Raw genomic sequence first — 26956 nt, 5'->3', positions numbered from 1 at the left:
CTTCTTCCACAGGAGAGGGAGAAAAGCGAAACGCTCAGTGATTGAGGGAACATCGCGAAACCTTCCCTCTCCCGGTGGGAGAGGGTTAGGTCAACATCACTCTTTCGGATCGCTACCCGCCAGCAGTTTGTCCAGCTCATCGCCCCCGACGTGACGGAAATCTTGTCCCTTCACGAAGTAGAAGATGTATTCGCAAATGTTCTGACAACGATCGCCGATACGCTCGATAGAGCGGGCGCAGAACAGCGCGGTCAGGACGCTTGGAATGGTGCGCGGATCTTCCATCATGTAGGTCATCAGCTGACGCACAATGCCTTCATATTCCTGGTCGACCTTCTTGTCTTCACGGTAGATACGCACCGCTTCATCCAGATCCATACGCGCAAAGGCATCCAGCACATCATGCAGCATTTGCACAGTGTGGCGGCCCAGCGACTCCAGGCTGACCAGCAGCGGCTGGTGCTGGTGAGAGAATTTCTCCAGCGCCGTGCGGCAGATTTTATCGGCTACATCGCCAATACGTTCCAGTTCCGCGATGGTTTTGATGATCGCCATTACCAGACGCAGGTCGCTCGCCGTCGGCTGACGCTTCGCAATAATGCGCACGCAGGCTTCGTCGATCGCGACTTCCATCATGTTGACGTTTTTGTCGCCTTCCACCACGCGCTTCGCCAGCTCGCTGTCCTGATTGTGCATCGCGGTAATCGCATCAGAAAGCTGCTGCTCCACCATGCCACCCATGGTCATGACCTGAGTGCGAATGCTTTCCAGCTCGGCGTTAAACTGACCGGAAATGTGTTTATTAAGGTTGAGATTGTCCATCATTCCTCCAGATGCCCAAAATATTTCTGGCTGCAACAGGGCGGCAACTGAGCAAATCCCCGAAAGCGTAGTTCTCTACGTGACCGGAGTAAGCAAAGGCCGCCAACGCGGGTACAGCCTAAAAGATGAAGGACATATCAGCCGTAACGACCGGTAATGTAGTCTTCTGTTTGTTTTTTGGCGGGCTTGGTGAACAGATCGTCCGTGTTGCTAAACTCAATCAATTCGCCCAGGTACATAAACGCCGTATGGTCTGAACAACGCGCGGCCTGCTGCATGTTATGGGTGACAATCACCACGGTGTAATCTTGCTTCAGCTCGGTGATCAGCTCTTCAATACGGCCCGTTGAGATCGGATCCAGCGCTGAACATGGCTCATCGAGCAGTAGCACTTCCGGGCGAATCGCGATACCGCGCGCGATGCACAGACGCTGCTGCTGGCCCCCAGAGAGAGAATATCCGCTCTGGTGCAACTTATCTTTGGTTTCGTTCCAGAGTGCGGCCTTGGTCAACGCCCACTGCACGCGCTCGTCCATATCGGCGCGAGACAGCTTTTCGAACAGACGCACGCCAAAGGCGATGTTGTCGTAAATGGACATCGGGAACGGCGTCGGTTTCTGGAATACCATGCCCACTTTGGCACGCAGCAGCGCGATATCCTGGGTATTGGTGAGAATATTGTCGCCATCCAGCAGGATTTCGCCTTCCGCACGCTGCTCCGGATAGAGCGAGTACATTTTGTTAAAGGTACGCAGCAGGGTGGATTTGCCACAGCCTGATGGACCGATAAATGCCGTCACCTGGTTTTTGGCGATATCCAGGTTGATGTTTTTCAGTGCATGGAATTTACCGTAGTAGAAGTTCAAATCACGAACCTGAATCTTACCCGGTGCAGTATCAACCATACTCATTGACTCATTTCCTCATTCGGCGCCGCGTGATGCCGCGCCGTAAAAATTAACCGTGTTTCTGTTTCGCGAAAATGACGCGCGCCAGAATGTTCAGCAACAGTACGCACAGAGTGATAATTAACACCCCTGCCCAGGCCAGTTGTTGCCACTCGGCAAACGGGCTCATCGCAAATTTAAAGATGGTGACCGGCAGGTTAGCGATGGGCTGCATCATGTCGGTGCTCCAGAACTGGTTCGAAAGCGCGGTAAACAGCAGCGGCGCGGTTTCGCCTGCGATACGCGCAATCGCCAGCAGGATGCCGGTCATGATTCCGGAGACTGACGCTTTCAGCGTAATCGCGGAAATCATCTTCCATTTCGGTGTACCCAGCGCATAAGCCGCTTCACGCAGGCTGTCCGGCACCAGCTTCAACATGTTCTCGGTAGTACGGATAACGATAGGCACTTGCAGCAGCGCCAGCGCAATCACGCCCGCCCAGCCTGAGAAGTGCTCCATCTGCGCGACCACAATGGTGTAGACGAACAGGCCAACCACAATAGACGGCGCGGAAAGCAGAATATCGTTGATGAAACGAATCACCTCAGCGACCCAGGATTTACGGCCATATTCCGCCAGATAAATCCCCGCCATGATGCCGAGAGGCGTTCCGACAACGGTCGCCCAGAAGATCAGCAGGCCACTGCCTGCCAGGGCGTTTGCCAGCCCGCCACCCGCCGTATTTGGCGGCGGCGTCATCTCGGTGAACAGCGCAATCGACATCCCGTCGATGCCGCGCGTGATCGTCGAGAACAGGATCCACACTAACCAGAACAGGCCAAACGCCATCGTCGCCATGGAAAGTGTCAGCGCAAGGCGATTTTTGAAGCGACGGCGCGCCTGCATTTTGCGGCGAGATTCTGCCAGCGCAGTGGTGCTTTGCATTTCGAGCGTAGCCATTAGCGTGCCCCCTCATTTTTCGCCAGGCGCATGATCATCAGCTTGGAGATCGCCAGAACGATGAAGGTGATAACGAACAGAATCAGACCCAGTTCCATCAACGCCGCCACATGCAGACCGGATTCCGCCTCGGCAAATTCATTTGCCAGCGCGGAGGTAATACTGTTACCCGGCATAAACAGCGAGGCGCTGTCGAGCTGGTAGGTGTTACCGATGATAAAGGTCACCGCCATGGTTTCACCCAGCGCACGACCCAGACCCAGCATGACGCCGCCGATAACACCATTTTTGGTGAACGGCAGGACGATGCGCCAGATAACTTCCCAGGTGGTGCAGCCGATACCGTAGGCCGACTCTTTCATCATCACCGGCGTTTGCTCAAACACATCGCGCATGACCGCCGCAATGTACGGGATAATCATGATGGCGAGAATCACGCCTGCGGCCAGAATACCGATCCCGAACGCCGGGCCGGAGAACAGCGCGCCAACAAAAGGAATATTCGACAGGACATTGCCCACCGGTTCCTGGAAGTATTTCGCAAACAGCGGAGCAAAGATAAACAGGCCCCACATGCCGTAAACGATACTCGGAATCGCCGCCAGCAGTTCAATCGCGATGCCCAGCGGACGCCTGAGCCAGTTAGGGGCCAGCTCCGTCAGGAACAGCGCGATACCAAAGCTCACCGGAACGGCAATCAGCAGGGCGATAAACGAGGTCACCAGCGTGCCGTAAATCGGCACCAGTGCACCGTAAATATCGTTCGGTGCATCCCACTCTTTGGTCCACAGGAAGGCGAACCCGAATTTCTGGATGCTCGGCCAGGAGGAGAAAATCAGTGACACGATAATGCCGCCCAGCAGCAATAGCACAATCAGCGCAGCCAGTTTTACCAGCGCGCTGAAAATCTTGTCACCATTTTTACCCGGAGGGTTAAAAGCAGGCTTGGTTGCAGCCATAAATTACTCTTCTGTTAAATACGTTTTACGAAGTAAAGCGGGTGAAATTCACCCGCCATTTTCGTCAGTATGCCAAATCAATACAATGCTTTACCGCTGCTGTCTTTCACGTTTGTTTTCCATGCAGCACGAATCTGCTCAACCACGCTGTCCGGCAGGCTTGCGTAATCCAGGTCGTTAGCCTGTTTGCCACCGTTTTTGTATGCCCAGTCGAAGAACTTCAGCACTTCAGCGCCCTGCTCAGGTTTCTTCTGATCTTTGTGCACCAGGATGAACGTGGTGGACGTGATTGGCCACGCGCCGTCACCTTTCTGGTTCGTCAGATCCTGTGCGAAGGATTTGCTCCAGTCAGCGCCTTTCGCGGCATTTGCGAAGTTTTCTTCGGTCGGGCTAACCGGTTTACCGTCAGCTGAAATCAGCTTGGTGTAAGCCAGGTTGTTTTGCTTGGCGTAAGCGTATTCAACGTAACCGATTGAACCCGGCAGACGCTGTACGAACGCGGCGATACCGTCGTTACCTTTACCGCCCAGACCGGTCGGCCAGTTAACAGTAGAGCCAGAACCGATTTTGGATTTCCACTCTTCGTTCACTTTCGCCAGGTAGCTGGTGAAGACGAAGGACGTACCGGAACCGTCAGCACGACGAACCACAGCGATGTTCTGCGAAGGCAGTTTCACGCCTGGGTTCAGTTTGGTGATGGCTTCATCATCCCATTTTTTGATTTTGCCGAGGTAGATATCGCCAAGTGTTTTGCCATCCAGTACCAGTTCGCCAGATTTCAGACCCGGGATATTCACGGCCAGCACAACACCACCGATAACGGTTGGGAACTGGAAAAGACCTTCCTGAGCCAGTTTGTCATCAGACAATGGCGCGTCAGATGCACCGAAATCGACGGTATTAGCCGTAATTTGTTTAACGCCACCGGAGGAGCCGATACCCTGATAGTTAACCTTGTTACCGGTCTCTTTCTGGTAGGTATCTGCCCATTTGGCATACACCGGCGCAGGGAAAGTTGCACCAGCGCCAGTCAGGCTTGCTTCTGCGAATACAGAGAACGCGCTCATAGATAAGGTCGCGGCGACAACAGTTGCGACAGTGGTACGCATAACTTTCATAATGTCTCCTGCAAGGATTTCGTAAATCGTTGTTTAGTGGCTACGATGAGCAAAATAGGACAATCAGGTGACAGATAAATGTACGAAATATGACAGTTTTATGACATGAAAAGTTTAACTTAAAAACTCGCGAAATAAGCATTAATAAACAGAAGGTTAGATATGTTTATGACACTCTGTTTTCAGAAAAATTTTATTTGTGTGACACTGAAAAAGTAGCTGAAAATGACAGATTGTCATCAACAAAGAGAGAAGGGATTGATTAAAAACAAACCAGCAGGAAAGAGAAAAGCTCCACCCGAAGGTGGAGCCTGAAGGGATTATTCTACGGTAACTGACTTCGCCAAGTTACGCGGTTGGTCAACGTCAGTGCCTTTAATCAGCGCGACGTGATAAGCCAACAGTTGCAGCGGAACGGTATAGAAGATCGGTGCAATCACCTCTTCCACATGCGGCATCTCGATGATGTGCATGTTGTCGTTGCTAACAAAACCGGCATCCTGATCGGCAAAGACGTACAGCTGACCACCACGGGCGCGCACTTCTTCAATGTTGGATTTCAGTTTTTCCAACAGTTCGTTGTTCGGCGCAACGACGATAACCGGCATGTCCGCGTCAATCAGCGCCAGTGGGCCATGTTTCAGCTCACCTGCCGCGTAGGCTTCGGCGTGGATATAGGAGATCTCTTTCAGCTTCAGCGCGCCTTCCAGCGCAATCGGATACTGATCGCCACGGCCCAGGAACAGCGCGTGGTGTTTATCAGAGAAATCTTCCGCCAGCGCTTCAATGCGTTTGTCCTGAGACAGCATCTGCTCGATACGGCTCGGCAGCGCCTGCAAACCATGAACGATATCGTGCTCAATCGACGCATCCTGGCCTTTCAGACGCGCCAGTTTCGCCACCAGCATCAGCAGAACGGTCAGCTGGGTGGTGAACGCTTTGGTCGACGCCACACCGATTTCCGTCCCCGCTTTGGTCATCAGCGCCAGATCGGACTCACGCACCAGCGAAGAGCCCGGCACGTTACAGATCGCCAGAGAACCGAGATATCCCAGCTCTTTTGACAAACGCAGTGCTGCCAGGGTATCCGCCGTTTCACCGGACTGGGAAAGGGTGATCATCAGGCTGTTGCGACGCACCGCTGATTTGCGATAGCGGAATTCAGAGGCGATTTCCACATCGCACGGCACGCCAGCCAGCGCTTCAAACCAGTAACGCGAAACCATGCCGGAGTTGTAAGACGTTCCGCAGGCAACGATCTGAATATGCTCCACTTTCGCCAGCATCTCATTCGCGTTTGCGCCCAGCTCACTCAGATCCACTTCGCCGTGATTGATGCGCCCGATCAACGTGTTTTTGATCGCGTTCGGCTGCTCGTAAATCTCTTTCTGCATGTAGTGACGATAAGTGCCTTTGTCACCCGCGTCGTACTGCAGGCTGGATTCGATCTCCTGACGCTTCACCTCTGCGCCAGATTTATCAAAGACCGTAACGCTACGGCGCGTCACTTCGGCGATATCACCCTCTTCCAGGAAGATAAAGCGACGGGTGACCGGCAGCAGAGCCAGCTGATCGGAGGCGATAAAGTTTTCGCCCATACCCATGCCGATGACCATCGGGCTACCGGAACGGGCAGCCAGCAGGGTGCTTGGATCGCGAGAATCCATGATCACCGTACCGTATGCACCGCGCAGTTGAGGGATCGCACGCAGCACCGCTTCACGCAGCGTACCGCCTTGCTCCAGTTCCCAGTGAACCAGGTGAGCAATAACTTCGGTATCAGTTTCAGAAACGAAGGTATACCCCCGCGCTTTGAGTTCCTCGCGCAGCGGTTCGTGGTTTTCGATAATGCCGTTATGCACCACGACGATGTGTTCAGACACATGCGGGTGTGCGTTACCTTCTGAGGGTTCGCCGTGCGTCGCCCAGCGCGTATGTGCAATACCGGTGCCGCCATGCAGCGGTGTTTCTTCCGCGGCTTGCGCCAGCATTTGCACTTTACCGAGGCGGCGCAGGCGGGTCATGTGCCCTGCTGCATCCACCACTGCCAGACCGGCAGAGTCGTAACCACGGTATTCCAGACGACGTAATCCTTCGATAAGGATTTCAGCAATATCACGCTGCGCAACTGCGCCAACAATTCCACACATAGTTAGATTTCCTGATTATGGCGTTATGCCATGCGTTGCCGCTGATCTGTATTACTCTTCGTCTTTCACGCTGCGACTGCGTTGGCTGCACGTGCTCGCCACGGTCACTTACTTAAGTAAGCTCCCATGGACTCTCACAATTGCCGCCTTGTCACAACGCGAAATCCTTTGAGTATGCCCGTTTCCGGGCGCCCCGAGCCTTGTAGAGAGTGGGGCTATATTTTTGGTTACTGCATTTTGGGCGGAGGATTATGTTATCCCCTCATCCCGACCCTCGCCCCTTTGGGGCGAGGGAGAAAACACTGCACCGAACGATCCTCGATGGGAGGACGGTTCAGGTGAGGTCAGTTATTTTTTCTTTACCGGACGCTGCCAGCCTTGCTTGTGAACCTGCGGCACACGGCTGAGAACGAGCTCATTTTCCGCCACATCACGCGTAACGGTCGTGCCCGCCGCAATCGTAACGCCTTTACCGATTGTGACTGGCGCCACCAGCTGGCTGTCAGAACCGACGAACACATCATCGCCGATAATGGTTTTGAATTTATTGGCACCATCGTAGTTACAGGTAATCGTACCCGCACCGATATTCACGTTATCGCCAATTTCCGCATCGCCGAGATAGGTCAGATGACCGGCTTTCGAGCCTTTACCCAGACGGGCCTTTTTCATCTCAACAAAGTTGCCAACGTGCGCACCTTCCAGCAGTTCAGCACCTGGACGCAGACGCGCGAACGGACCAATAGTACAGGCGGCTTCAAGACGTGCATCTTCCACCACGCTGTACGGGCTAATCTCGCAATCGTCACCAATGACGCTGTTTTTGATGACACATCCGGTACCGATTTTAACGCGATGACCCAGCGTCACTTGGCCTTCAATAATAACGTTAGTGTCAATTTCGACATCACGCCCGTGAGCAAGCGTACCGCGCAGGTCGAAACGCGCCGGATCGCGCAGCATCACACCCGCAAGCAGCAGTTTTTCCGCCTGCTCAGCCTGATAGATACGCTCCAGACGGGAAAGCTGAAGACGGTTGTTTACGCCGTCAGTTTCGCTGATCCGCGTCGGATGAACGGCTATAATTTCATGGCCTTCGTGATGCGCCATTGCGATGATATCGGTGATGTAGTATTCACCCTGCGCATTGTTGTTGTTCAGTTTTGACAACCAGCGTTTCAGATCCGCGCCGTTGGCGATCAGAATGCCGGTATTAATTTCCTGAATCTGGCGTTGCTCGTCGGAGGCGTCTTTATGCTCGACAATGCCCGTCACCTTGCCGTTTTCACGGGTGATACGGCCATAGCCCGTCGGGTCGTCCAGTTTTACAGTGAGTAAACCGATGCCACCCTGTGGTTTGGCTTCACGCAGACGCGTTAAGGTTTCAACAGCAATCAGCGGAACGTCGCCGTAGAGCATCAGAATGTCTTCGTCGTCTGCAAAGAATGGCGCGGCCTGCTGCATAGCATGGCCGGTACCCAACTGTTCAGCCTGAAGCACCCAGTTGAGATTCTCATCGCCCAGCGTCTTTTTAAGCAAATCACCGCCGTGTCCGTAGACCAGGTGAACATTGCTCGCGCCCAATTCATTTGCAGCATCAATGACATGCTGCACCATCGGCTTTCCTGCCAACGTGTGCAACACCTTAGGAAGATCGGAATACATGCGGGTGCCTTTGCCTGCGGCAAGGATGACCACGCTCATTGTATTGTTCAACATACGCGTCCTGACTGTAATTTGAGTGAGAAGTAGAACCCTTTGACGTTGAAAATTCTACATATTTTGCAGCATAAAATGGGCTGCTGGTAAAACGCTCAACATCCGGCATTAATGGCTATTTGAAGATACTTTTAAGGGCAGAGTAAATCACTTTTCATCCTGAAAATAGCTTTCTAGTGGGAAGTCGCGAGCGCCTACAACAGGTTAGCTATTTTTTCGCCTCATGAATAAAGATCGCCTCAAAGCAAAACAACGTTTTAATTATCCAATATTGTGACAACCAAAAAAGAAACGACGTTTCATCTTGATGATAATGGCGCTCAAATATCAATCAGGAGAATAAGATGAATTATAAAATACCTCTGGCCCTAATGATGTGTAGCTCCTTTATTGTCAACGCAGCAGAACAGAATCACGTCTGGAAAGCCATTGCGTTTGGCCAATCGACAGACGTGAATTTCTCATCAAACGTGTTGCCCGAGAAAATCGGTGTCAACGACGTCACTATAGATGGAAAAAAACTGACGCCACAAGACGCGGTTGATCTCTCCAAACCCATCACGATTGAAAGCCGGGGAGGCAAAATCGCCAATTCGCACGACGGATTGACGTTTTTCTATACCGAGCTTCCAACCCGCGAGAATTTTATTTTAGAAGCGACCGTCAGGGTCGATCAGTTTGGTCCGGAGAATGGGGCTAAGCCAGCAGCGCAGGAAGGCGCAGGTCTGTTAGTGCGTGATGTGATCGGCGTGCCGCGTCAGCAACCGCTGAAAGAGGGCTACGAAGAGTTTCCTGCAGCGTCGAATCTGGTGATGAATGCCATTATGACGCAGGATAAAAAGGACCATCAGCGGGTAAAAATGCAAGTAATCACGCGTGAAGGTGTTTCCCGTCCGTGGGGCAACGCAGGCGCGGCGATAAAAAAACAGAGCTACAAAGAAGAAGTGGATTTAAGCCAGACGCCTGAATTTCGGCTTAAGCTGCAAAGAACGAACGAAGGGTTTGTCACCGCGTGGGCCCCCGCTGGGAGTGACGCGTGGGTCAGCCAAAGCGTTCCCCGTGCCAATTTAATTTCGGTACAAAATCAGGATCGCTATTACGTTGGGTTCTTTGCTTCCCGTAACGCAAAAATCACCGTGACCGATGCGGCTCTGACAACATCTGTGGCAGAAACGGTTGCCAGCAAGCCCTGGCAACCAAAAGCATTACCACCTGTTGTGCAGATCGCCTCGCCAGGCAAGAGCACCTCTGAAGATTATCAGGTACAAGCGCGCGCCAACTACGATGGCGTCTTCCGTCTTCGCCAAAACGAAGTGGTGATCGGCAATGATAAATCCGTTAAAGCGGGTGAAATGTATTCCGTGCCTGCGAAACTGAGTGATAACAACGCCTTTGACTTAACGTTTACGCCTGCCAGCGGTGAGCCTGTGCAGCAGAAATTCACCGTCGAAAAAGTGGCAGGTATCACGGCAACGACCTTGCACGTTTCCCCGGAAGGGAAAGCGGAGGGTCAGGGAACGGTCGCTTCACCGATGGATTTAACGACTGCTATTAGCCTGCTGGCGCCTGGCGGCAAAATCATCATGGCGAAAGGTGATTATCCGCGCAGCGAAATCCCGGTTTCGTCCAGCGGCAGCGCGGACAACATCAAAACGCTGCAAGCGGATGGGAGAGTGGTGATTCAGGGGTTGCTGGTGGATGCCAGCTATTGGCACATCAACGGAATTGACGTTACCGGGAAAAGCCTGCGCGTTCAGGGCAGTCATAATCTGATTGAAGATGTGACGGCTTATCGCAATGACGATACCGGCATTCAGATTTCATCCCCGGATAACGTAGGCCGCCCGCTGTGGGCAAGCTATAACCGGGTGATCAACGCCGAATCCTATTCCAATGAAGATCCTGGCAAAATTAACGCCGATGGATTTGCGGTGAAGATGCGCGTCGGTGAGGGTAATCGCCTGGAAAACTGCATTTCTCATGACAATATCGACGACGGCTTTGATCTGTTCAATAAGATTGAAGATGGTGCCAACGGCGTTGTGGTGATCGAGAATTCCATTGCACGCAACAACACCAGCAACGGTTTTAAACTCGGCGGTGAAGGGCAACCCGTCGCGCATGAAGTGCGTAACAGTAAGGCGGTGGGAAATCATCTGGATGGTTTTACCGATAACTTCAACCCAGGCCAACTGGTTGTCGAAAATAATGTGGCGGTGGACAACCAGCGCTTTAACTTTATCTTCCGACCAAGCCCGTACGGCGATCCCTCTACACAGGGCATTTTCTCCGGTAATAAGTCAGTACGCACGCAGCCTGGACGCTATGACGACGCCGTCGTCGGTAACGTTGATAAGACGAATTACTTTATGCAGAAAGGGAAAAGCGTGAATAGCGAGGGGAAGGTATTAGACGAAAAAGCCACGTTAGCTGAGCTGAAGTTGTAGCAGATGGCGCTTGCTTATCGAACCACTGTAAGCACAGCGCCACATTGCATATCAGCGGTATTACAGGTTGAAAGTCCCGAAAGAGATATTCATGCTGCTGAAAAGGGCGATGATTTTGTTGATCAGTTTCATGTTGGCATCCTGTTTTTAATCTGAATTAATTATGTGACACACATCACAAAAACAAGTCTACACCTCAAAATTTAACCGATCAAGATTTTTGTGAGATACATCACAAAATAATAAAACGCCTTTTCAGTTTCAATTATCCTGAAACGCAAGCATAAAAAAAGCCAGTCTGAAACCAGACTGGCTTTTGTACTTTTCAAGCCGGTGTTACATCGCTTTTTTAGTCAACTCGATAACGCGTAATTTCGCGATCGCTTTGGCCAGTTCAGCAGACGCCTGTGCGTAATCCACGTCGCCATGAGAGCTCTTAATATGCTCTTCTGCTTTACGCTTCGCTTCCAGAGCTCGCGCTTCGTCGAGATCCTGGCCACGAATAGCGGTATCAGCAAGAACGGTCACACTGCCAGGCTGCACTTCAAGAATGCCGCCGGACAGATAGATAAACTCTTCATGACCGAACTGTTTTACGATGCGGATCATACCAGGCTTAATGGCGGTGAGCAGCGGCGCGTGTCCTGGGAAAATACCCAGTTCACCTTCACTACCCGTTACCTGGATTTTCTCGACCAGACCAGAGAACATTTGTTGCTCTGCGCTGACGACGTCCAGGTGGTAAGTCATTGCCATATCACCCTCCGATTAAGGCGTTAAAGTTTTTTGGCTTTTTCCACGGCTTCGTCGATGGAACCAACCATGTAGAACGCCTGCTCCGGCAGGTGATCGTATTCGCCTTCCATGATGCCTTTAAAGCCACGGATGGTGTCTTTCAGGGAAACGTATTTACCAGGGGAACCGGTGAATACTTCCGCTACGAAGAACGGCTGGGACAGGAAGCGCTGAATCTTACGTGCGCGAGCTACCACCAGTTTATCTTCTTCAGACAGCTCATCCATACCCAGGATGGCGATGATGTCTTTCAGTTCCTGGTAACGTTGCAGCAGGGACTGTACGCCACGCGCGGTGTCGTAGTGTTCCTGACCAACAACCAGTGGATCCAGCTGACGGCTGGTGGAGTCCAGCGGGTCAACGGCTGGGTAGATACCCAGAGACGCGATCTGACGGCTCAGTACCACGGTTGCATCTAAGTGAGCAAAGGTGGTGGCTGGAGATGGGTCAGTCAAGTCATCCGCAGGGACGTATACAGCCTGAACGGAGGTGATAGAACCGGTTTTGGTAGAAGTGATACGTTCCTGCAGAACGCCCATCTCTTCCGCCAGGGTCGGCTGGTAACCTACCGCTGAAGGCATACGGCCCAGCAGCGCAGATACTTCAGTACCGGCCAGGGTGTAACGGTAGATGTTATCTACGAACAGCAGTACGTCACGACCTTCGTCACGGAACTTCTCAGCCATAGTCAGACCGGTCAGCGCAACGCGCAGACGGTTTCCTGGTGGCTCGTTCATCTGGCCATAAACCAGGGATACTTTATCCAGAACGTTGGAATCGGTCATTTCGTGGTAGAAGTCGTTACCCTCACGAGTACGCTCACCCACGCCTGCAAACACGGAGTAACCGGAGTGCTCGATCGCGATGTTACGGATCAGCTCCATCATGTTTACAGTTTTACCCACGCCCGCACCGCCGAACAGACCAACTTTACCGCCCTTAGCGAACGGACACATCAGGTCGATAACTTTGATGCCGGTTTCCAGCAGTTCCTGAGAGCTAGACAGCTCTTCATAGGAAGGTGCTGCACGGTGGATTGCCCAACGGTCTTCTTCACCGATGTCGCCTTTCATGTCGATTGGTTGACCCAAAACGTTCATGATACGACCCAGTGTTGCTTTACCTACCGGGACTTCGATCGGGTGTTCGAGATCTTTAACAGCCAGACCACGACGCAGACCGTCGGAAGAACCCATGGCGATAGTACGTACGATACCACCACCGAGCTGCTGCTGAACTTCCAGCACCAGACTCTCGTTACCATTCTGTACCTCAAGAGCATCGTACACGCGCGGTACGGCATCCTGAGGGAATTCGACGTCAACCACGGCGCCGATTACCTGGACAATTTTTCCAGTAGCCATCTTGAATCCTCTACGAATTAACCTGGTTATACCGCGGATGCACCACCGACGATTTCGGTGAGTTCCTGAGTAATGCTGGCCTGACGAGCTTTGTTGTATACCAACTGCAGCTCTTTAATCAGGCTGCCGCCATTGTCGGTCGCGGCTTTCATCGCCACCATACGTGCGGCCTGCTCGCTGGCCAGGTTTTCTACCACGCCCTGATAAACCTGAGATTCAACGTAACGACGCAGCAGGGTATCCAGCAGCGGTTTCGGATCGGGTTCATACAGGTAATCCCAGGCTTTCTGCTTCAGCTCTTTATCTTCTGATGCCGGTAAAGGCAGCAGCTGAGTGAGGGTCGGAACCTGAGACATGGTGTTAATAAATTTGTTGCTGACAACGTAAAGTCTGTCCAGACGGCCTTCATCATAGGCCTGCAACATCACTTTAACCGGGCCAATCAGCTCGGACAGGGATGGGTTATCACCCATGCCCGTCACCTGAGCGACAATATTGCCGCCTACGGAATTAAAGAAAGAGACGCCTTTAGAGCCGATCATCGCGATATCGCTCTGAACGCCTTTATCAGACCAGACTTTCATATCCGCCAGCAGTTTTTTGAACAGGTTAATGTTCAAGCCACCGCACAGACCACGGTCGGTAGACACCACCAGGTAGCCCACGCGTTTAACGTCGCGTTCTTCCAGGTAAGGATGCTTGTATTCCAGATTACCGTTTGCAAGGTGACCAATCACTTTGCGCATGGTATCTGCATAAGGACGGCTGGACGCCATGCGATCCTGCGATTTACGCATTTTGGAAGCGGCGACCATCTCCATCGCTTTAGTGATCTTCTGCGTGTTCTGGACGCTTGCGATCTTACTACGTATCTCTTTTGCGCCGGCCATGAGCTTCTCCTCAATGCCTTGCGGTCTGCCCTAAGACAGACCGCCGGACGTTACCAGGACTGGGTTGCTTTGAAGGAATCGAGGATGCTTTTCAGCTTGCCTTCGATTTCGTCGTTATAGCCACCGGACTGGTTGATCTCTTGCATCAGCGGAGCGTGATCACGGTCAACGTAAGCCAGCAGAGCGGCTTCGAAGCTACCGATTTTCGCCAGTTCCACATCTTCGAGGTAACCGCGTTCAGCCGCGAACAGCACCAGGCCCTGTTGTGCAACAGACATTGGGGCATACTGTTTCTGCTTCAGGAGTTCGGTCACTTTCTGACCGTGGCTCAGCTGTTTACGGGTTGCTTCGTCCAGATCGGACGCGAACTGCGAGAACGCCGCCAGTTCACGATACTGTGCCAGCGCGGTACGAATACCACCGGACAGTTTCTTGATGATCTTGGTCTGAGCAGCACCACCAACACGGGATACGGAGATACCTGGGTTAACTGCAGGACGAATACCGGAGTTAAACAGGTTGGTTTCCAGGAAGATCTGACCATCGGTAATCGAAATAACGTTGGTTGGAACGAACGCAGAAACGTCACCCGCTTGGGTTTCGATAATCGGCAGAGCAGTCAGAGAACCGGTTTTACCTTTTACTTCACCTTTCGTGAAGTTCTCAACGTATTCCGCGTTTACGCGGGATGCGCGCTCAAGCAGACGGGAGTGGAGATAAAACACGTCGCCCGGGAATGCTTCACGTCCTGGTGGACGGCGCAGCAGCAGGGAAACCTGACGGTAAGCAACAGCCTGTTTAGACAGGTCATCGTATACGATCAACGCATCTTCACCGCGGTCACGGAAGTATTCGCCCATTGCGCAACCGGCATAAGGCGCCAGGTATTGCAGTGCAGCGGATTCAGAAGCGGTCGCAACCACAACGATGGTGTTAGACAGCGCGCCGTGCTCTTCCAGTTTACGAACCACGTTAGAAATGGTGGACGCTTTCTGGCCGATAGCCACGTACACACATTTGATACCGGAGTCGCGCTGGTTGATGATCGCATCGATTGCCATCGCGGTTTTACCGGTCTGACGGTCGCCGATGATCAGTTCACGCTGACCACGACCGATTGGGATCATGGCATCAACGGATTTATAACCAGTCTGCACTGGCTGATCAACGGACTGACGTTCGATAACGCCTGGTGCGATAACTTCGATTGGCGAGAAGCCATCGTTATCAACCGGGCCTTTACCGTCGATTGGTGCACCCAGGGTGTTCACCACGCGACCCAGCAGGCCACGGCCGACCGGTACTTCCAGAATACGACCAGTACATTTGACTTTCATGCCTTCGGCAAGGTCAGCGTACGGGCCCATCACAACTGCACCTACGGAGTCGCGCTCCAGGTTCAGTGCGATTGCGTAACGGTTACCCGGCAGGGAAATCATCTCACCCTGCATACAATCGGCCAGGCCGTGGATGCGGATAACACCGTCACTTACAGAAACAATAGTACCTTCGTTATGAGCTTCGCTCACAACACTAAACTGAGCAATGCGCTGCTTGATCAGTTCGCTGATTTCGGTGGAATTCAGTTGCATGCTCCAGTCCCCTTAAGACTGCAAGACGTCTGCAAGGCGTTCAAGACGGCCGCGTACGCTACCATCAATGACCATATCACCCGCTCGGATGATTACGCCTGCCATTACAGACTTATCGATTTTGCAATTCAGCTTAACTTTGCGTGACAGACGTTTTTCCATCGCGGCGGTGATCTTCGCAAGCTGTTCTTCACTCAGTTCGTTCGCCGAGGTTACTTCAACTTCGGCGGTAGCTTCACTGAGAGCACGTAAGTGCTCGAACTGCTCAAGAACATCCGGGAGCACGCGTAGACGACCATTTTCAGCCATAACCTTAATCAGGTTCTGGCCGCTGGCGTCCAGCTGCTCGCCACAAACGGCGATAAACGACGCAGCAAGCGTTTCTGGTGCTAAAGCACCTGAAAGCATCTCAGCCATTTGCTCGTTTTTCGTTACCTCAGCGGCAAACGCCAGCATATCCTGCCAGCGATCGACATTTTGGTGTTCGACAGCAAAGTCAAAAGCTGCTTTGGCGTAGGGGCGAGCTACCGTAACAAATTCAGACATCAGCCCCTCCCTCCTTACAGTTCAGCGACAAGTTTGTCCACGATGTCGCTGTTAGCAGCTTCATCCACGGAACGTTCGATGATCTTCTCGGCGCCAGCAACAGCCAGAATCGCAACCTGCTTACGCAGTTCTTCACGTGCACGTTTACGCTCAGCATCAATTTCAGCCTGCGCCTGTGCAACGATCTTAGTGCGTTCCTGTTCTGCTTCAGCTTTTGCTTCGTCCAGGATCTGTGAACGGCGTTTGTTAGCCTGTTCAATGATGACCTGAGCTTCTGCTTTCGCTTTTTTCAGCTGGTCTGTCGCGTTGGCCTGTGCAAGGTCCAAATCTTTCTTAGCGCGCTCTGCAGAAGCCAAACCGTCAGCAATTTCTTTCTGACGTTTTTCGATGGCAGCCATTAAAGGCGGCCATACATACTTCATGCAGAACCAGACAAAGAGAATAAACGCGATGGCCTGGCCGAGGATTGTTGCGTTCATGTTCACAGCACAATACCTCTTAAATTTCTGTGGCTTAGGTTTTTCGAACTACTACTACGCGACAGCAAACATCACGTACAGACCCAGACCTACAGCGATCATTGGGATTGCATCCACCAGACCCATAACGATAAAGAACTGAGTACGCAGCAGAGGAATCAGATCCGGTTGACGCGCTGCGCCTTCCAGGAATTTGCCCCCGAGGATGCCGATACCGATCGCAGCACCGATAGCCGCCAGACCCATCATCACAGCGGCAGCCATGTACAGCAGATCCATATTCAGGTTTTCCATGACAGTCTCCAGTTTGTTTCAAAAAAAAACGTAGTAGTGTTGGTAAAAAATCAGTGCTCTTCAGACGCCATCGACAGATAGACGATCGTCAGAACCATGAAGATAAAGGCTTGCAGCGTAATGATCAGGATGTGGAAAATGGCCCATGGCACATTCAGAATCCACTGTGACCACCACGGCAGAAGACCCGCGATCAGAATGAAAATCAGCTCACCCGCATACATGTTGCCGAACAGTCGCAGACCGAGAGAAACCGGTTTGGACAGCAGGCTCACGCCTTCCAGGATCAGGTTGACCGGAATAAACGCCCAGTGGTTGAACGGCTGCAAGGTAAGCTCTTTCACGAAGCCGCTTACGCCTTTCATTTTGATACTGTAGAAAAGAATCAGGATGAATACGCCCAGCGCCATGGACAGGGTGATGTTCACGTCAGCAGACGGAACCACACGCAGTGCAGGCAGGCCGAAGACATGCTCACCGATGTATGGCAGCAGGTCGATAGGCAGAAGGTCCATCAGGTTCATCAGGAAGACCCAGACGAAGACAGTCAACGCCAGTGGAGCAATCAGCTTGCTCTTACCGTGATACATGTCTTTGACGCTGCCATGAACAAAGCCGATGACTAATTCAATTGCCGTCTGGAATTTCCCTGGAACGCCGCTGGTCGCTTTTTTAGCAACGCTACGGAACATGGCCAGGAACAACAGACCCAACACCACCGAGAAGAACATGGAGTCAATGTTGAGCGTCCAGAAGGTGGCCGGGGGGTTATGCGGATCCACCAGCGAGAATGTACGCAGATCCATCTGAAGGTTCGTCAGATGATGACCTATGTAATCCTGCGGCGTCATATTTTCTGAAGCCATGATGCCTTTTACCCTTTGTTGTTGATTACAGCTGGTGCCAGAACTTGTACCACCAGCACCAAAACCCACGTCACGATCAGCGGCAAAAATACCACTTTGAAAACAGCCAGCGCCACCACCAAAAAGGCAAAGGTCAGCAACACCTTACACACTTCGCCAAGAGCGAAGGACCAGGCCACGCGGCCTTTGGCGGGTGTATGCGCCTGATGACGCCAGGCAAAAATCATAAATAACATGTTAGGCAAAACAACTGCCAGACCTCCACAAACAGCGGAGATGCCCCAGAAGGGGTCTTTCAGGCTGAACAGCAGTCCACTTGCTACTACGGCCAAAAACTGTATGAACAGAAGTTTACGTGCAACGTTTCTACTCAAGAGCGACACAGACATCACGTTAAACTCCTGCTCCCTTCGAGGTACGTCGCGTGTCGTATAAAACGTTCTTTAAGGCTCAGAGTCAAGCAGCAAAAAGCGGACAAATTATACGGTGCGCCCCCGTGAATTCAAACAATAAGTAGCGAAAAGGTGAATAAATGTTTAAAAATTTTTCACCACCGCTATTTTTTAACTTTTCATCAAAGAGTGAGCCAGGATGCAAAACGGCAAACAGCTCGGAAACGTTGATGATAAAGCGTGCACGAGATCACAAAATATACATTTACGATAAGGTCATATTAATCAAATCCATAAATCAGATTATTTCATCTTTATGATATTAAAGGTTAATTAACGCAACTTTTCTCAAAACAACCCTATCTACAACAAAAACCTTTCATTGACATTCTTAATAAAAATTTAACATCAACGTGTCGTTACTCAATCCGACTTTTCGCAGGCTTATATTTTCGTGGTTGACTATCTTTTGGGTGAACAACGCTGATTACGTTAACTTCAGGAAAACCCCAAGTAACAATCAGGTTAAATCAGCCTTTAAGGGAATCTTTTTTCCGTGCTGTTTTTTAACACACTAAGAACAGCACAAATTCCACATTTTTATACATTTTTAAAAATGATTTGGTTTAATCACCACCAAATGACGCTCACCATCAAGTTGCGGAACCTGAAGCTTAGCAATGGACTCTACGCTATAACCCGCAGGTAGCTGGGCGATTTCATCGTCAGGAACCAACCCTTTAAGCGCATAAAAACGGCCATCCTGCGCGGGTAAATGTTTGCACCAGCTCACCATATCGTTGAGGGAAGCAAAAGCACGGCTGATCACGCCATCAAATGGAGGCTCGGAAGGAAACGCTTCTACCCTGCTCTGCACCGGCTCAATATTTTCAAGCTTCAGCTCATGCTGCACCTGGCGCAGGAAACGTACTCGCTTGCCAAGGCTGTCCAGCAGGGTGAAGTGGCATTCAGGACGCACAATAGACAGCGGAATACCGGGTAACCCCGGACCAGTCCCGACGTCAATAAAGCGCTCGCCGCGCAGATGAGGCGCAACCACAATGCTATCGAGAATATGGCGAATCAGCATCTCGTTAGGATCGCGTACTGACGTAAGGTTATACGCTTTATTCCATTTGTTCAGCATATCGACATACGCCACCAGCTGGTTTTTCTGGTGATCGGTGAGCGAAATGCCGGCCTGTTCCAGCAGACGAGAGAGTTTGTTGAGCACGGCGAATACCTGTAGAGAGGATTGTTAGCCCGGCCAACGCAACGCGACCGGGCAACGATTATCATAGACTTAAGCGCTGCGGCGCAGCATACCTTGTTTTTTCAGCCAGACCAGCAGAATGGAAATGGCTGCAGGTGTAACGCCAGAAATACGCGATGCCTGACCGATCGAAACGGGTTTATGATCGTTAAGTTTGGCGATCACTTCGTTAGACAACCCCGTCACCTGACGGTAATCCAGCATTTCTGGCAGCAGCGTATTTTCGTTGCGCTGCTGTTTTTCGATCTCATCCTGCTGACGCGCGATGTAACCTTCGTATTTGATCTGAATTTCAACCTGCTCAGCCGCTTCAGCATCGTCGAGGCCTGGTGCAAATGGCGTCATCTGAACCAGCTGTTCGTAAGTCATGCCGGGACGACGTAACAGATCTTCACCGCTCGCTTCACGGGAGAGCGGCGCTGCTAAGTGAGCATTCACTTCGGCAACGGACTCGGCTAACGGATTCACCCAGGTAGATTTCAGGCGCTGACGTTCGGTTTCGATACGTTCCAACTTTTCGTTGAAGCGTGCCCAGCGTTCGTCATCAACCAGACCCAGCTCACGCCCCATTTCGGTAAGACGCAAATCGGCGTTATCTTCGCGCAGCATCAGACGATATTCCGCGCGAGAGGTAAACATACGGTACGGCTCTTTTGTGCCCATGGTGCTGAGATCGTCAACCAGAACCCCAAGGTAAGCCTGATCACGACGCGGCGCCCAGCCCTCTTTTTCGGCAGAAAAACGTGCGGCGTTCAAGCCTGCCAACAACCCTTGGGCAGCGGCTTCTTCGTAACCCGTTGTCCCGTTAATTTGACCGGCAAAGAACAGACCCTGAATGAATTTGCTTTCCAGCGTCGGTTTCAGATCGCGAGGGTCGAAGAAATCGTACTCAATCGCGTAGCCGGGACGCACAATTTTCGCGTTTTCCATGCCCTGCATCGAACGAACGATTTGGATCTGAACATCAAACGGCAGGCTGGTGGAGATGCCGTTCGGATAAATTTCGTTGGACGTCAGGCCTTCCGGCTCCAGGAAAATCTGGTGCTGGTTACGATCGGCAAAACGCATCACTTTGTCTTCGATCGACGGGCAGTAGCGTGGACCGATCCCCTCGATCACTCCCGCGTACATCGGGCTGCGATCGAGATTATTACGGATCACATCATGGGTTTTCTCGTTGGTATGCGTGATGTAACACGGCACCTGTCGAGGATGTTGAGCAGCATTGCCCATGAACGAGAAGACAGGAATGGGCGTGTCACCCTGCTGTTGAGCCAGCACGCTGAAATCGATAGTGCGCGCGTCGATGCGCGGCGGCGTACCGGTCTTCAGGCGATTAACACGCAGCGGCAGCTCGCGTAAACGACGGGAGAGCGAAATGGATGGCGGATCGCCAGCACGGCCACCGCTGTAATTATCCAAACCGATATGAATTTTGCCGTCGAGGAAAGTCCCCACCGTTAACACAACCGCTTTGGCACGGAATTTCAACCCCATTTGGGTCACTGCACCGACAACCCGATCGTTTTCAACGATAAGATCTTCAACCGCTTGCTGGAAGATCATCAGGTTGGGTTGATTCTCCAGCGCAGTACGCACCGCCTGCCGGTATAACACACGATCGGCCTGAGCACGGGTGGCACGAACGGCCGGCCCTTTACTCGCGTTTAGTATCCTAAACTGGATTCCAGCATGATCGATCGCTTTCGCCATCAAGCCGCCGAGGGCATCGACTTCTTTTACCAGGTGTCCTTTCCCAATGCCGCCAATCGCCGGATTACAGGACATTTGTCCCAGCGTGTCGATATTGTGTGTCAAAAGCAGGGTCTGTTGACCCATACGCGCTGCGGCCATAGCGGCCTCAGTGCCTGCATGACCCCCGCCAATGATGATGACGTCAAAAGGATCCTGATAAAACATGCTTTCCTGCCTTGCGTAAAGCGGTTTGAAAATGGATTTAAGCCCGGGCCGTGGATTCTACTCAAGTTTAGTCTTTCGAGAAAGCACTGGGATCCTGGCTATTAAAAAGAAGATCTTCTTATTTAGAGATCTGTTTTACTATGATCTCTTATTAGGATCGCACGTTTCTGTGGATAAGCGGGATCTCATCAGGAAGATCATAACGTTAGAAAGGATCGTTTGCTGTGAATGATCGGTGATCCTGGACAGTATAAGCTGGGGTTAGATCGTGACTTTATCCACAGCTCAAAAAGGAAGCAAGCGTTATACATTGGATAACTACCGCTTAATCCAAGCTTTTAACCAGACTTATACACATCTGATCGCGTGATCTTTAATCGTTTTTGAGTAAATTTTTCCATTCACCCAACCATTCTTCGGCCGGATCCTCTGGAATATCGTGATCGAGGATGTTGATCTTCAGTGTTTCACCGATCTGTTTTGCACCGCAGGACTTGATCGCGGCTTCTACTTTCTCAACTGCACCGCAAAACGTGTCATATTCGCGACTACCTATACCCACGGCACCGAAACGTACGGCGGTCAGGTTCGGTTGCTGCTCAAGTAGCTCATCATAGAGAGGTTGCAGATTGTCCGGGATGTCGCCAGCGCCATGCGTCGACGTGATCAGCAGCCAAATCCCATCAGTGGGGAGATCTTCCAGTAACGGCCCGTGCAGCGTTTCGGTCGAAAAACCAGCGTCTTCGAGCTTTTCGGCCAAATGTTCTGCAACGTATTCCGCGCCGCCAAGAGTACTGCCACTGATAAGAGTTATATCTGCCATGATCGCTCGCTCATATAAAGAGGGGATCATTGTACGCTGTGAGTGAGCTGGGATCTACCTGTGGAAAATGTGGTGATTAAAATGCCCTGTTAAGGGCGGATGGTGCGCATGATCGGGTTTTGCAGGGAGATCAGTGTCTCGGTGGACTGAATTTCATCAATTGTTTGGATCTTGTTGATAAGTACCTGTTGCAGGGCGTCGATCGATCGGCACATGACCTTAATAAAGATGCTGTAGTGGCCAGTGGTGTAATAGGCTTCTGTCACTTCTTCCAGGCTCTCGAGTCTTGCCAGCGCTGACGGATAATCCTTCGCACTTTTCAGAATAATGCCAATAAAGCAGCACACGTCATAACCCAACTGTTTAGGGCTCACATCAATACGCGCCCCGGTAATGATCCCGGCCTGCTTCATCTTCTCTACACGAACGTGAATCGTGCCGGGGCTAACGCCAAATTGTTTTGCCAGTTCGGCGTAAGCGGTGCGCGCATTCGCCATTAATGCTTCGAGGATGCCGCGGTCCAGATTATCGATCTGATAATTTTCCATCGTTTTTTCTTATGAAGAATGAGTAATCACTCTATTCTAGCGTCTTATTTTATCGAATCAAAAGTGAACGTGGCTTTTTGTTGTTGGATTATTGAATTGATGCCCGTTTTTGTTGCTTAATCAATATCAACAGGACGCAGGAGTATAAAAATGAAAACCGCTTACATCGTAAAACAACGCCAGATCAGCTTCGTTAAATCCCATTTTTCACGTCAGCTTGAAGAGAAGCTGGGCCTGATTGAAGTTCAGGCACCGATCCTCAGCCGCCTAGGTGATGGAACGCAAGATAACCTGTCTGGTTGCGAAAAAGCGGTACAGGTCAAAGTGAAAACGTTGCCAGATGCCCAGTTCGAAGTGGTTCATTCACTGGCGAAATGGAAGCGTCAAACGTTAGGGCAACACGACTTCAGCGCGGGCGAAGGGCTTTACACGCACATGAAAGCCCTGCGCCCCGATGAAGACCGCCTGACAGCCATTCATTCTGTCTATGTTGACCAGTGGGACTGGGAGCGCGTGATGGGCGATGGCGAGCGCCATGTCGGTACGCTGAAATCTACCGTAGAAGCGATTTATGCGGGAATTAAAGCGACTGAAGCTGCCGTCAGTGAAGAATTCGGTCTGGCACCGTTCCTGCCAGACACGATCCACTTTATTCACAGTCAGGATCTGCTAAGTCGTTTCCCGGATCTTGATGCAAAAGGCCGGGAACGTGCGATCGCAAAAGAGCTGGGCGCGGTATTCCTCATCGGTATCGGGGGCAAACTGTCCGATGGCAAACGTCATGACGTTCGTGCGCCGGATTATGATGACTGGAGCACCTCAGGTGAAAGCGAACGCGCGGGTTTGAACGGCGATATTCTGGTGTGGAACCCGATTCTGGAAGACGCGTTTGAGCTTTCTTCAATGGGGATCCGCGTGGATGCCGATGCGCTTAAGCGTCAGCTGGCGGTGACGGGTGATGAAGATCGCCTGAAACTCGAGTGGCACCAGGCGCTGCTGCGCGGCGAAATGCCGCAGACGATCGGCGGCGGTATTGGTCAGTCTCGTTTAACGATGTTGCTCCTGCAACTTTCCCATATCGGCCAGGTTCAGTGTGGTGTATGGCCACAGCAGGTGCGTGCGAGCGTGGATTCTCTTCTTTAATTAGCGTTTCCAGCGTCGGATAAGACGGCTACGTAACCCGGTATCAAAGCGCCAGATATGATCGAAAATGCGCATGATCCCGGGTTTTCCATGTGCAGACATCGCCACAGCATGAAAGCGATGTTGTTGATCTCGCTGCAATGACTTCACTTTTGCTACTACGTCGTCCGGCAATCTCTGGGCAATAAAATCAGAAATCACTACCGCGTCGGCGTCATACCAGTCTCCGCCCTGCATTCGTTCGATGATGGAACGAAAACAGCTGGCGATATCCGTCCCGCCGCGAAAGCGCTGGCTCAAAAAGCGGATCGCCTGTTCGATACCTTGTTCAGCCGTTAACTCGTAGCCCACGACTTCACTGGAAAACAGCATAATAAAACAGCGACGCCGGTCAGCGAGGGCGACGCGCATCAGTGCCAGACAAAACGCTTTAGCGCACTGTTCGTTGAAACCGCCCATTGAGCCAGAGGTATCAACGCAGACAATAAAGGGTCCGCGAGGTTGTTCATCAAAATCCTGATGAATGACCGGGCGCTGGCTGATTTTTTCATGCCAGGATTCACCCTGCAGGCGATAGGTGAGCAGCTGTTTCTCCACCAGCCGGCGGTAAAATTCATATTCCAGTTCGGTGATGCCGAGCGTCGCCAGTTCGGTCGGCAACAGACGTAAAATATCGTCACTCTGTTGTAATCCATCCACCTGCTCAGGTACGGTGGCGGGCTCGCGCACCAGCGTGCGGAAGGTTTCCATCGGGGCGTCTTTTTTCGGCACGGACTTGGCTTCTCGGGATCGACCAAGCTGTTCTGCGAGCTGCATGAGTTCGGGTTGTTGTGTCAGAAAATCACCGTATTTCACAATCAGCTGATAATCACCGCGCTTGATTTTTCCCGCGCTCATATCCCAAAGACGTCCGGCAGAATTTTCATTTTCCACCAGCACCTGTTCCAGTTGCCCGGTCAGCGTCATGCGTTCCTGAACTTCACTGAGCAATTGTTCACGTTCTTCTTCCAGAAGCTGTTGATTAAGGGACGTGGTTTGTACCACCAGACTGAGCCGCCAGCGCTGCAAAAACAGGGTATGCAACGCAGGGGTAAACGTTGCGTTGTCCGTTACCAGCTTGCGGGCCTGAGCCGCATAAGGCGAGTGAACTTTATCGAGCAGCGTCAGAATTTGCGGCAATTGAACAATGAATTGTGGTGTGGATAACCGCTGACACTGCTGATAGCACACCACCTCTTCCGTCAGTTCAGGCGGGACTTCTGTCTCTTTGAGACGTCTGCGCAGGCTATCGCGCCAGCGCGGGAGGTCGTCGGTAACAGCCTTTTTAATTCGGGGAAATTTTTCAAAGAAAGCAGCCAGCTGCGGAGAAGCCAGTAAGGTGATTACGACCTCTTCGATCAGCCCTTCTTCTCCTACAGCCAGCATCACATTCAGCGTATCCAGCGTTAGCATTGACGCGCCTGTTTAATCTGCGCGCTGACATCCTGCAAGCTGGCTTCGATACGACCCAACCAGTCGCTATGAACAAAGAGGCATTTTTGTTGCTCGCTGAAGCGCGTATGTTGCTGGTGCCACTCGGTGTCCAGCGCTTCCAACTGCTGTTTGATCTCTTCCGGAACGTTCTCGGCCGCGTTGCCTGGCAGGGCAAGACGCGATCCTTGCAGACTGACATCGCGGATCACCAAATGCAGGCTGGTATCCACTTCCATATTCAGGATCTGCGCAAAACCGATCCCGTTTAGCTTCCCGCGGATCTCACCGCTTTTATCTAGCCACTGCGCCAGCGCTTCGCGCTCCAGGGTGATGTGCACCACCTGCATATCGTGGAGTTTCAGCGGCTGTTGCAGAAGAAGCGTCAGCGACGTCTCTGTCAGTTCTGCGGGGAGTTCATAGTGAGGTTTACGTGAGAACATCCCGCCGAGGCGGCTGACTTTAAGCGCTGTTTTATCACTTTGCTGCTGTTGAAGCTGGATGCGTCGTTGAGTGATAGCGCCCAGCTGATTAAGCATCGCCTGCTGCCCCCACGCGTGCCCGGTCATCAAAACGTCCAGCTGCTGCTGCATAAGATTCATGCCTTCAGCATCGTGCCACAGGCAGTCTTTCAGCAGGATAAGATCGATTGGGGCGACGGCGTCTCTCCCGCTAAATAACGCGCTCGACTGCAACAGGCGAATGGCTTTTTTCCAGCGACGGTCTGACACATAGGGTGCTGACGGCAATAAGTCCAGCTGCTGGCGAAGCATGAAGATCAGCTCAAACACGGAATCGGGCAGCTTTATCTTGCCGATATCCTGCTGCCACTGTTGATACTCTTCGTCGGTCACCTGTAACGAAGGCGAAACCGGATTTTCATTTTCATCCTGCTGGCTCACGAGCATCGAACGGAAATTGGATTTGTCCTGCACCTTGTCCAGCCACAGGCGAATCAGCATGCGGTCATACAGCGCCTCAAGGCTGTTATCTGCTTCCGGCAGTTCATTGGATGCGGCCACCAGCAGACGCATCGGGATTTTTTCTTCAAATGCGCCGTTGCGAAAACGTCGTTCGTTGATGGCGGTGAGCAGCGTATTCAGGATGGCGGGACCGGCTTTCCAGATCTCATCCAGAAAAACGATTTCGGCTTCGGGGAGATAACCGGCCGTTAAACGCTGATAGCGCCCTTCATCTTTGAGCGCCTGAATCGACAGCGGGCCAAACACCTCTTCCGGCGTGGAGAAGCGAGTCATCAAATACTCAAAGGCGCGTGCATTTTGAAAGGCGAACTTCAGGCGGCGGGCGATCAGGCTTTTTGCGATGCCGGGAGGGCCCAATAAAAAGACGCTTTCACCGCTCAATGCGGCCAACAAACACAAGCGAATCGCATGGCTACGCTCGAAAAGGCCTTTTTCCAGCGCACTGCTGAGGCGGGAAATTCTTTCTGCTAATAAATGTGAGTGAGCCATAATAGTTTTGCGTCCTTTCGCTGTCG

Annotated in this window: 25 protein-coding genes; 3 read left to right on the top strand and 22 right to left on the bottom strand. The window is 51.9% G+C overall.

Annotated features, from left to right (window positions below; genetic code table 11):
* Positions 1–96: 96 nt before the first annotated feature.
* The 7 genes from phoU to glmU all read right to left on the bottom strand — a co-directional run bounded on the left by phoU (position 97) and on the right by glmU (position 8616).
* Positions 97–822, bottom strand: coding sequence for a phosphate signaling complex protein PhoU (gene phoU / locus I6L74_RS08545; RefSeq protein ID WP_015961096.1), 726 nt, complete (start codon positions 820–822; stop codon positions 97–99).
* A gap of 137 nt (positions 823–959) precedes the next feature.
* Positions 960–1733 carry a phosphate ABC transporter ATP-binding protein PstB gene (pstB, locus tag I6L74_RS08540; RefSeq protein WP_015961095.1) on the bottom strand — a complete coding sequence of 258 codons (774 nt, stop codon included), beginning with the start codon at positions 1731–1733 and terminating at the stop codon, positions 960–962.
* Between the two features lie 46 nt (positions 1734–1779).
* Positions 1780–2670, bottom strand: a complete 891-nt coding sequence (gene pstA, locus I6L74_RS08535) for a phosphate ABC transporter permease PstA (protein ID WP_015961094.1) — start codon at positions 2668–2670, stop codon at positions 1780–1782.
* Entirely contained in the window at positions 2670–3629 is a 960-nt protein-coding gene (gene pstC / locus I6L74_RS08530) for a phosphate ABC transporter permease PstC (protein ID WP_059180671.1), read from the bottom strand. The genes pstA and pstC overlap by 1 nt, the downstream gene beginning before the upstream one ends.
* A gap of 77 nt (positions 3630–3706) precedes the next feature.
* On the bottom strand, positions 3707–4747 hold the full coding sequence (gene pstS / locus I6L74_RS08525) for a phosphate ABC transporter substrate-binding protein PstS (RefSeq protein ID WP_059180672.1): 1041 nt from the start codon (positions 4745–4747) through the stop codon (positions 3707–3709).
* A 320-nt stretch (positions 4748–5067) separates the two neighbouring features.
* Complete coding sequence (gene glmS, locus I6L74_RS08520; protein WP_059180673.1) at positions 5068–6897, bottom strand: glutamine--fructose-6-phosphate transaminase (isomerizing); 1830 nt, start codon at positions 6895–6897, stop codon at positions 5068–5070.
* Between the two features lie 348 nt (positions 6898–7245).
* Entirely contained in the window at positions 7246–8616 is a 1371-nt protein-coding gene (glmU, locus tag I6L74_RS08515; RefSeq protein ID WP_059180674.1) for a bifunctional UDP-N-acetylglucosamine diphosphorylase/glucosamine-1-phosphate N-acetyltransferase GlmU, read from the bottom strand.
* Between the two features lie 344 nt (positions 8617–8960).
* Here glmU and I6L74_RS08510 point away from each other — a divergent pair, with 344 nt between their 5' ends.
* The gene (locus tag I6L74_RS08510; protein WP_059180675.1) at positions 8961–11063 is read left to right on the top strand and encodes a right-handed parallel beta-helix repeat-containing protein; all 2103 of its coding nucleotides are present in this window, start codon (positions 8961–8963) and stop codon (positions 11061–11063) included.
* Positions 11064–11066: 3 nt separating this feature from the next.
* A complete protein-coding gene (locus tag I6L74_RS08505) occupies positions 11067–11219 on the top strand; it encodes a hypothetical protein (RefSeq protein ID WP_164841599.1) in 153 nt (50 codons plus the stop codon).
* Between the two features lie 180 nt (positions 11220–11399).
* Here I6L74_RS08505 and I6L74_RS08500 read toward each other — a convergent pair whose 3' ends face one another.
* The 13 genes from I6L74_RS08500 to asnC all read right to left on the bottom strand — a co-directional run bounded on the left by I6L74_RS08500 (position 11400) and on the right by asnC (position 22845).
* On the bottom strand, positions 11400–11819 hold the full coding sequence (locus I6L74_RS08500) for a F0F1 ATP synthase subunit epsilon (protein ID WP_003023809.1): 420 nt from the start codon (positions 11817–11819) through the stop codon (positions 11400–11402).
* A gap of 20 nt (positions 11820–11839) precedes the next feature.
* Positions 11840–13222: a F0F1 ATP synthase subunit beta gene (atpD, locus tag I6L74_RS08495; RefSeq protein ID WP_015961088.1), complete on the bottom strand. Its 1383-nt coding sequence runs from the start codon at positions 13220–13222 to the stop codon at positions 11840–11842.
* A 26-nt stretch (positions 13223–13248) separates the two neighbouring features.
* The gene (atpG, locus tag I6L74_RS08490; RefSeq protein WP_059180676.1) at positions 13249–14112 is read right to left on the bottom strand and encodes a F0F1 ATP synthase subunit gamma; all 864 of its coding nucleotides are present in this window, start codon (positions 14110–14112) and stop codon (positions 13249–13251) included.
* A gap of 50 nt (positions 14113–14162) precedes the next feature.
* Positions 14163–15704: a F0F1 ATP synthase subunit alpha gene (gene atpA, locus I6L74_RS08485; protein WP_015961086.1), complete on the bottom strand. Its 1542-nt coding sequence runs from the start codon at positions 15702–15704 to the stop codon at positions 14163–14165.
* Positions 15705–15716: 12 nt separating this feature from the next.
* On the bottom strand, positions 15717–16250 hold the full coding sequence (gene atpH / locus I6L74_RS08480) for a F0F1 ATP synthase subunit delta (RefSeq protein ID WP_059180677.1): 534 nt from the start codon (positions 16248–16250) through the stop codon (positions 15717–15719).
* Between the two features lie 14 nt (positions 16251–16264).
* Complete coding sequence (gene atpF, locus I6L74_RS08475) at positions 16265–16735, bottom strand: F0F1 ATP synthase subunit B (protein ID WP_015961084.1); 471 nt, start codon at positions 16733–16735, stop codon at positions 16265–16267.
* Between the two features lie 48 nt (positions 16736–16783).
* Complete coding sequence (atpE, locus tag I6L74_RS08470) at positions 16784–17023, bottom strand: F0F1 ATP synthase subunit C (protein WP_000429386.1); 240 nt, start codon at positions 17021–17023, stop codon at positions 16784–16786.
* Between the two features lie 50 nt (positions 17024–17073).
* Positions 17074–17889: a F0F1 ATP synthase subunit A gene (atpB, locus tag I6L74_RS08465; protein WP_015961083.1), complete on the bottom strand. Its 816-nt coding sequence runs from the start codon at positions 17887–17889 to the stop codon at positions 17074–17076.
* A gap of 8 nt (positions 17890–17897) precedes the next feature.
* The gene (gene atpI / locus I6L74_RS08460; protein WP_059180678.1) at positions 17898–18278 is read right to left on the bottom strand and encodes a F0F1 ATP synthase subunit I; all 381 of its coding nucleotides are present in this window, start codon (positions 18276–18278) and stop codon (positions 17898–17900) included.
* Between the two features lie 613 nt (positions 18279–18891).
* Positions 18892–19515, bottom strand: coding sequence for a 16S rRNA (guanine(527)-N(7))-methyltransferase RsmG (gene rsmG / locus I6L74_RS08455; protein WP_059180679.1), 624 nt, complete (start codon positions 19513–19515; stop codon positions 18892–18894).
* Between the two features lie 69 nt (positions 19516–19584).
* Positions 19585–21474 (bottom strand): tRNA uridine-5-carboxymethylaminomethyl(34) synthesis enzyme MnmG, encoded by a 1890-nt coding sequence (gene mnmG, locus I6L74_RS08450; RefSeq protein WP_059180680.1) that lies wholly within the window; start codon positions 21472–21474, stop codon positions 19585–19587.
* A 373-nt stretch (positions 21475–21847) separates the two neighbouring features.
* The gene (gene mioC, locus I6L74_RS08445; protein ID WP_059180681.1) at positions 21848–22297 is read right to left on the bottom strand and encodes an FMN-binding protein MioC; all 450 of its coding nucleotides are present in this window, start codon (positions 22295–22297) and stop codon (positions 21848–21850) included.
* An 89-nt stretch (positions 22298–22386) separates the two neighbouring features.
* Positions 22387–22845 (bottom strand): transcriptional regulator AsnC, encoded by a 459-nt coding sequence (gene asnC / locus I6L74_RS08440; protein ID WP_041689565.1) that lies wholly within the window; start codon positions 22843–22845, stop codon positions 22387–22389.
* A gap of 150 nt (positions 22846–22995) precedes the next feature.
* Between asnC and asnA the strand changes: the two genes are divergently transcribed.
* Positions 22996–23988 (top strand): aspartate--ammonia ligase, encoded by a 993-nt coding sequence (asnA, locus tag I6L74_RS08435; RefSeq protein WP_059180682.1) that lies wholly within the window; start codon positions 22996–22998, stop codon positions 23986–23988.
* On the opposite strand, the gene viaA is transcribed toward asnA, so the two are convergent.
* Together viaA and ravA are read right to left on the bottom strand one after the other, a co-directional pair.
* Positions 23989–25440 carry an ATPase RavA stimulator ViaA gene (gene viaA, locus I6L74_RS08430; protein WP_059180683.1) on the bottom strand — a complete coding sequence of 484 codons (1452 nt, stop codon included), beginning with the start codon at positions 25438–25440 and terminating at the stop codon, positions 23989–23991.
* Entirely contained in the window at positions 25434–26930 is a 1497-nt protein-coding gene (ravA, locus tag I6L74_RS08425; RefSeq protein WP_059180684.1) for an ATPase RavA, read from the bottom strand. The genes viaA and ravA overlap by 7 nt, the downstream gene beginning before the upstream one ends.
* Positions 26931–26956: the final 26 nt, after the last annotated feature.

The sequence above is a fragment of the Lelliottia amnigena genome (assembly GCF_019047465.1).
GTDB lineage: Bacteria > Pseudomonadota > Gammaproteobacteria > Enterobacterales > Enterobacteriaceae > Enterobacter > Enterobacter amnigenus.
Note: the sequence above shows the minus strand (reverse complement) of the source record. Positions and strands in the feature narration are given on the sequence as shown.

Bases quoted from the DNA above. Each gene is read 5' to 3' on its own strand.
- phoU (WP_015961096.1), bottom strand. From the start codon at position 822: ATGGACAATCTCAACCTTAATAAACACATTTCCGGTCAGTTTAACGCC.
- pstB (WP_015961095.1), bottom strand. From the start codon at position 1,733: ATGAGTATGGTTGATACTGCACCGGGTAAGATTCAGGTTCGTGATTTG.
- pstA (WP_015961094.1), bottom strand. From the start codon at position 2,670: ATGGCTACGCTCGAAATGCAAAGCACCACTGCGCTGGCAGAATCTCGC.
- pstC (WP_059180671.1), bottom strand. From the start codon at position 3,629: ATGGCTGCAACCAAGCCTGCTTTTAACCCTCCGGGTAAAAATGGTGAC.
- pstS (WP_059180672.1), bottom strand. From the start codon at position 4,747: ATGAAAGTTATGCGTACCACTGTCGCAACTGTTGTCGCCGCGACCTTA.
- glmS (WP_059180673.1), bottom strand. From the start codon at position 6,897: ATGTGTGGAATTGTTGGCGCAGTTGCGCAGCGTGATATTGCTGAAATC.
- glmU (WP_059180674.1), bottom strand. From the start codon at position 8,616: ATGTTGAACAATACAATGAGCGTGGTCATCCTTGCCGCAGGCAAAGGC.
- I6L74_RS08510 (WP_059180675.1), top strand. From the start codon at position 8,961: ATGAATTATAAAATACCTCTGGCCCTAATGATGTGTAGCTCCTTTATT.
- I6L74_RS08505 (WP_164841599.1), top strand. From the start codon at position 11,067: ATGGCGCTTGCTTATCGAACCACTGTAAGCACAGCGCCACATTGCATA.
- I6L74_RS08500 (WP_003023809.1), bottom strand. From the start codon at position 11,819: ATGGCAATGACTTACCACCTGGACGTCGTCAGCGCAGAGCAACAAATG.
- atpD (WP_015961088.1), bottom strand. From the start codon at position 13,222: ATGGCTACTGGAAAAATTGTCCAGGTAATCGGCGCCGTGGTTGACGTC.
- atpG (WP_059180676.1), bottom strand. From the start codon at position 14,112: ATGGCCGGCGCAAAAGAGATACGTAGTAAGATCGCAAGCGTCCAGAAC.
- atpA (WP_015961086.1), bottom strand. From the start codon at position 15,704: ATGCAACTGAATTCCACCGAAATCAGCGAACTGATCAAGCAGCGCATT.
- atpH (WP_059180677.1), bottom strand. From the start codon at position 16,250: ATGTCTGAATTTGTTACGGTAGCTCGCCCCTACGCCAAAGCAGCTTTT.
- atpE (WP_000429386.1), bottom strand. From the start codon at position 17,023: ATGGAAAACCTGAATATGGATCTGCTGTACATGGCTGCCGCTGTGATG.
- atpB (WP_015961083.1), bottom strand. From the start codon at position 17,889: ATGGCTTCAGAAAATATGACGCCGCAGGATTACATAGGTCATCATCTG.
- atpI (WP_059180678.1), bottom strand. From the start codon at position 18,278: ATGTCTGTGTCGCTCTTGAGTAGAAACGTTGCACGTAAACTTCTGTTC.
- mnmG (WP_059180680.1), bottom strand. From the start codon at position 21,474: ATGTTTTATCAGGATCCTTTTGACGTCATCATCATTGGCGGGGGTCAT.
- mioC (WP_059180681.1), bottom strand. From the start codon at position 22,297: ATGGCAGATATAACTCTTATCAGTGGCAGTACTCTTGGCGGCGCGGAA.
- asnC (WP_041689565.1), bottom strand. From the start codon at position 22,845: ATGGAAAATTATCAGATCGATAATCTGGACCGCGGCATCCTCGAAGCA.
- asnA (WP_059180682.1), top strand. From the start codon at position 22,996: ATGAAAACCGCTTACATCGTAAAACAACGCCAGATCAGCTTCGTTAAA.
- viaA (WP_059180683.1), bottom strand. From the start codon at position 25,440: ATGCTAACGCTGGATACGCTGAATGTGATGCTGGCTGTAGGAGAAGAA.
- ravA (WP_059180684.1), bottom strand. From the start codon at position 26,930: ATGGCTCACTCACATTTATTAGCAGAAAGAATTTCCCGCCTCAGCAGT.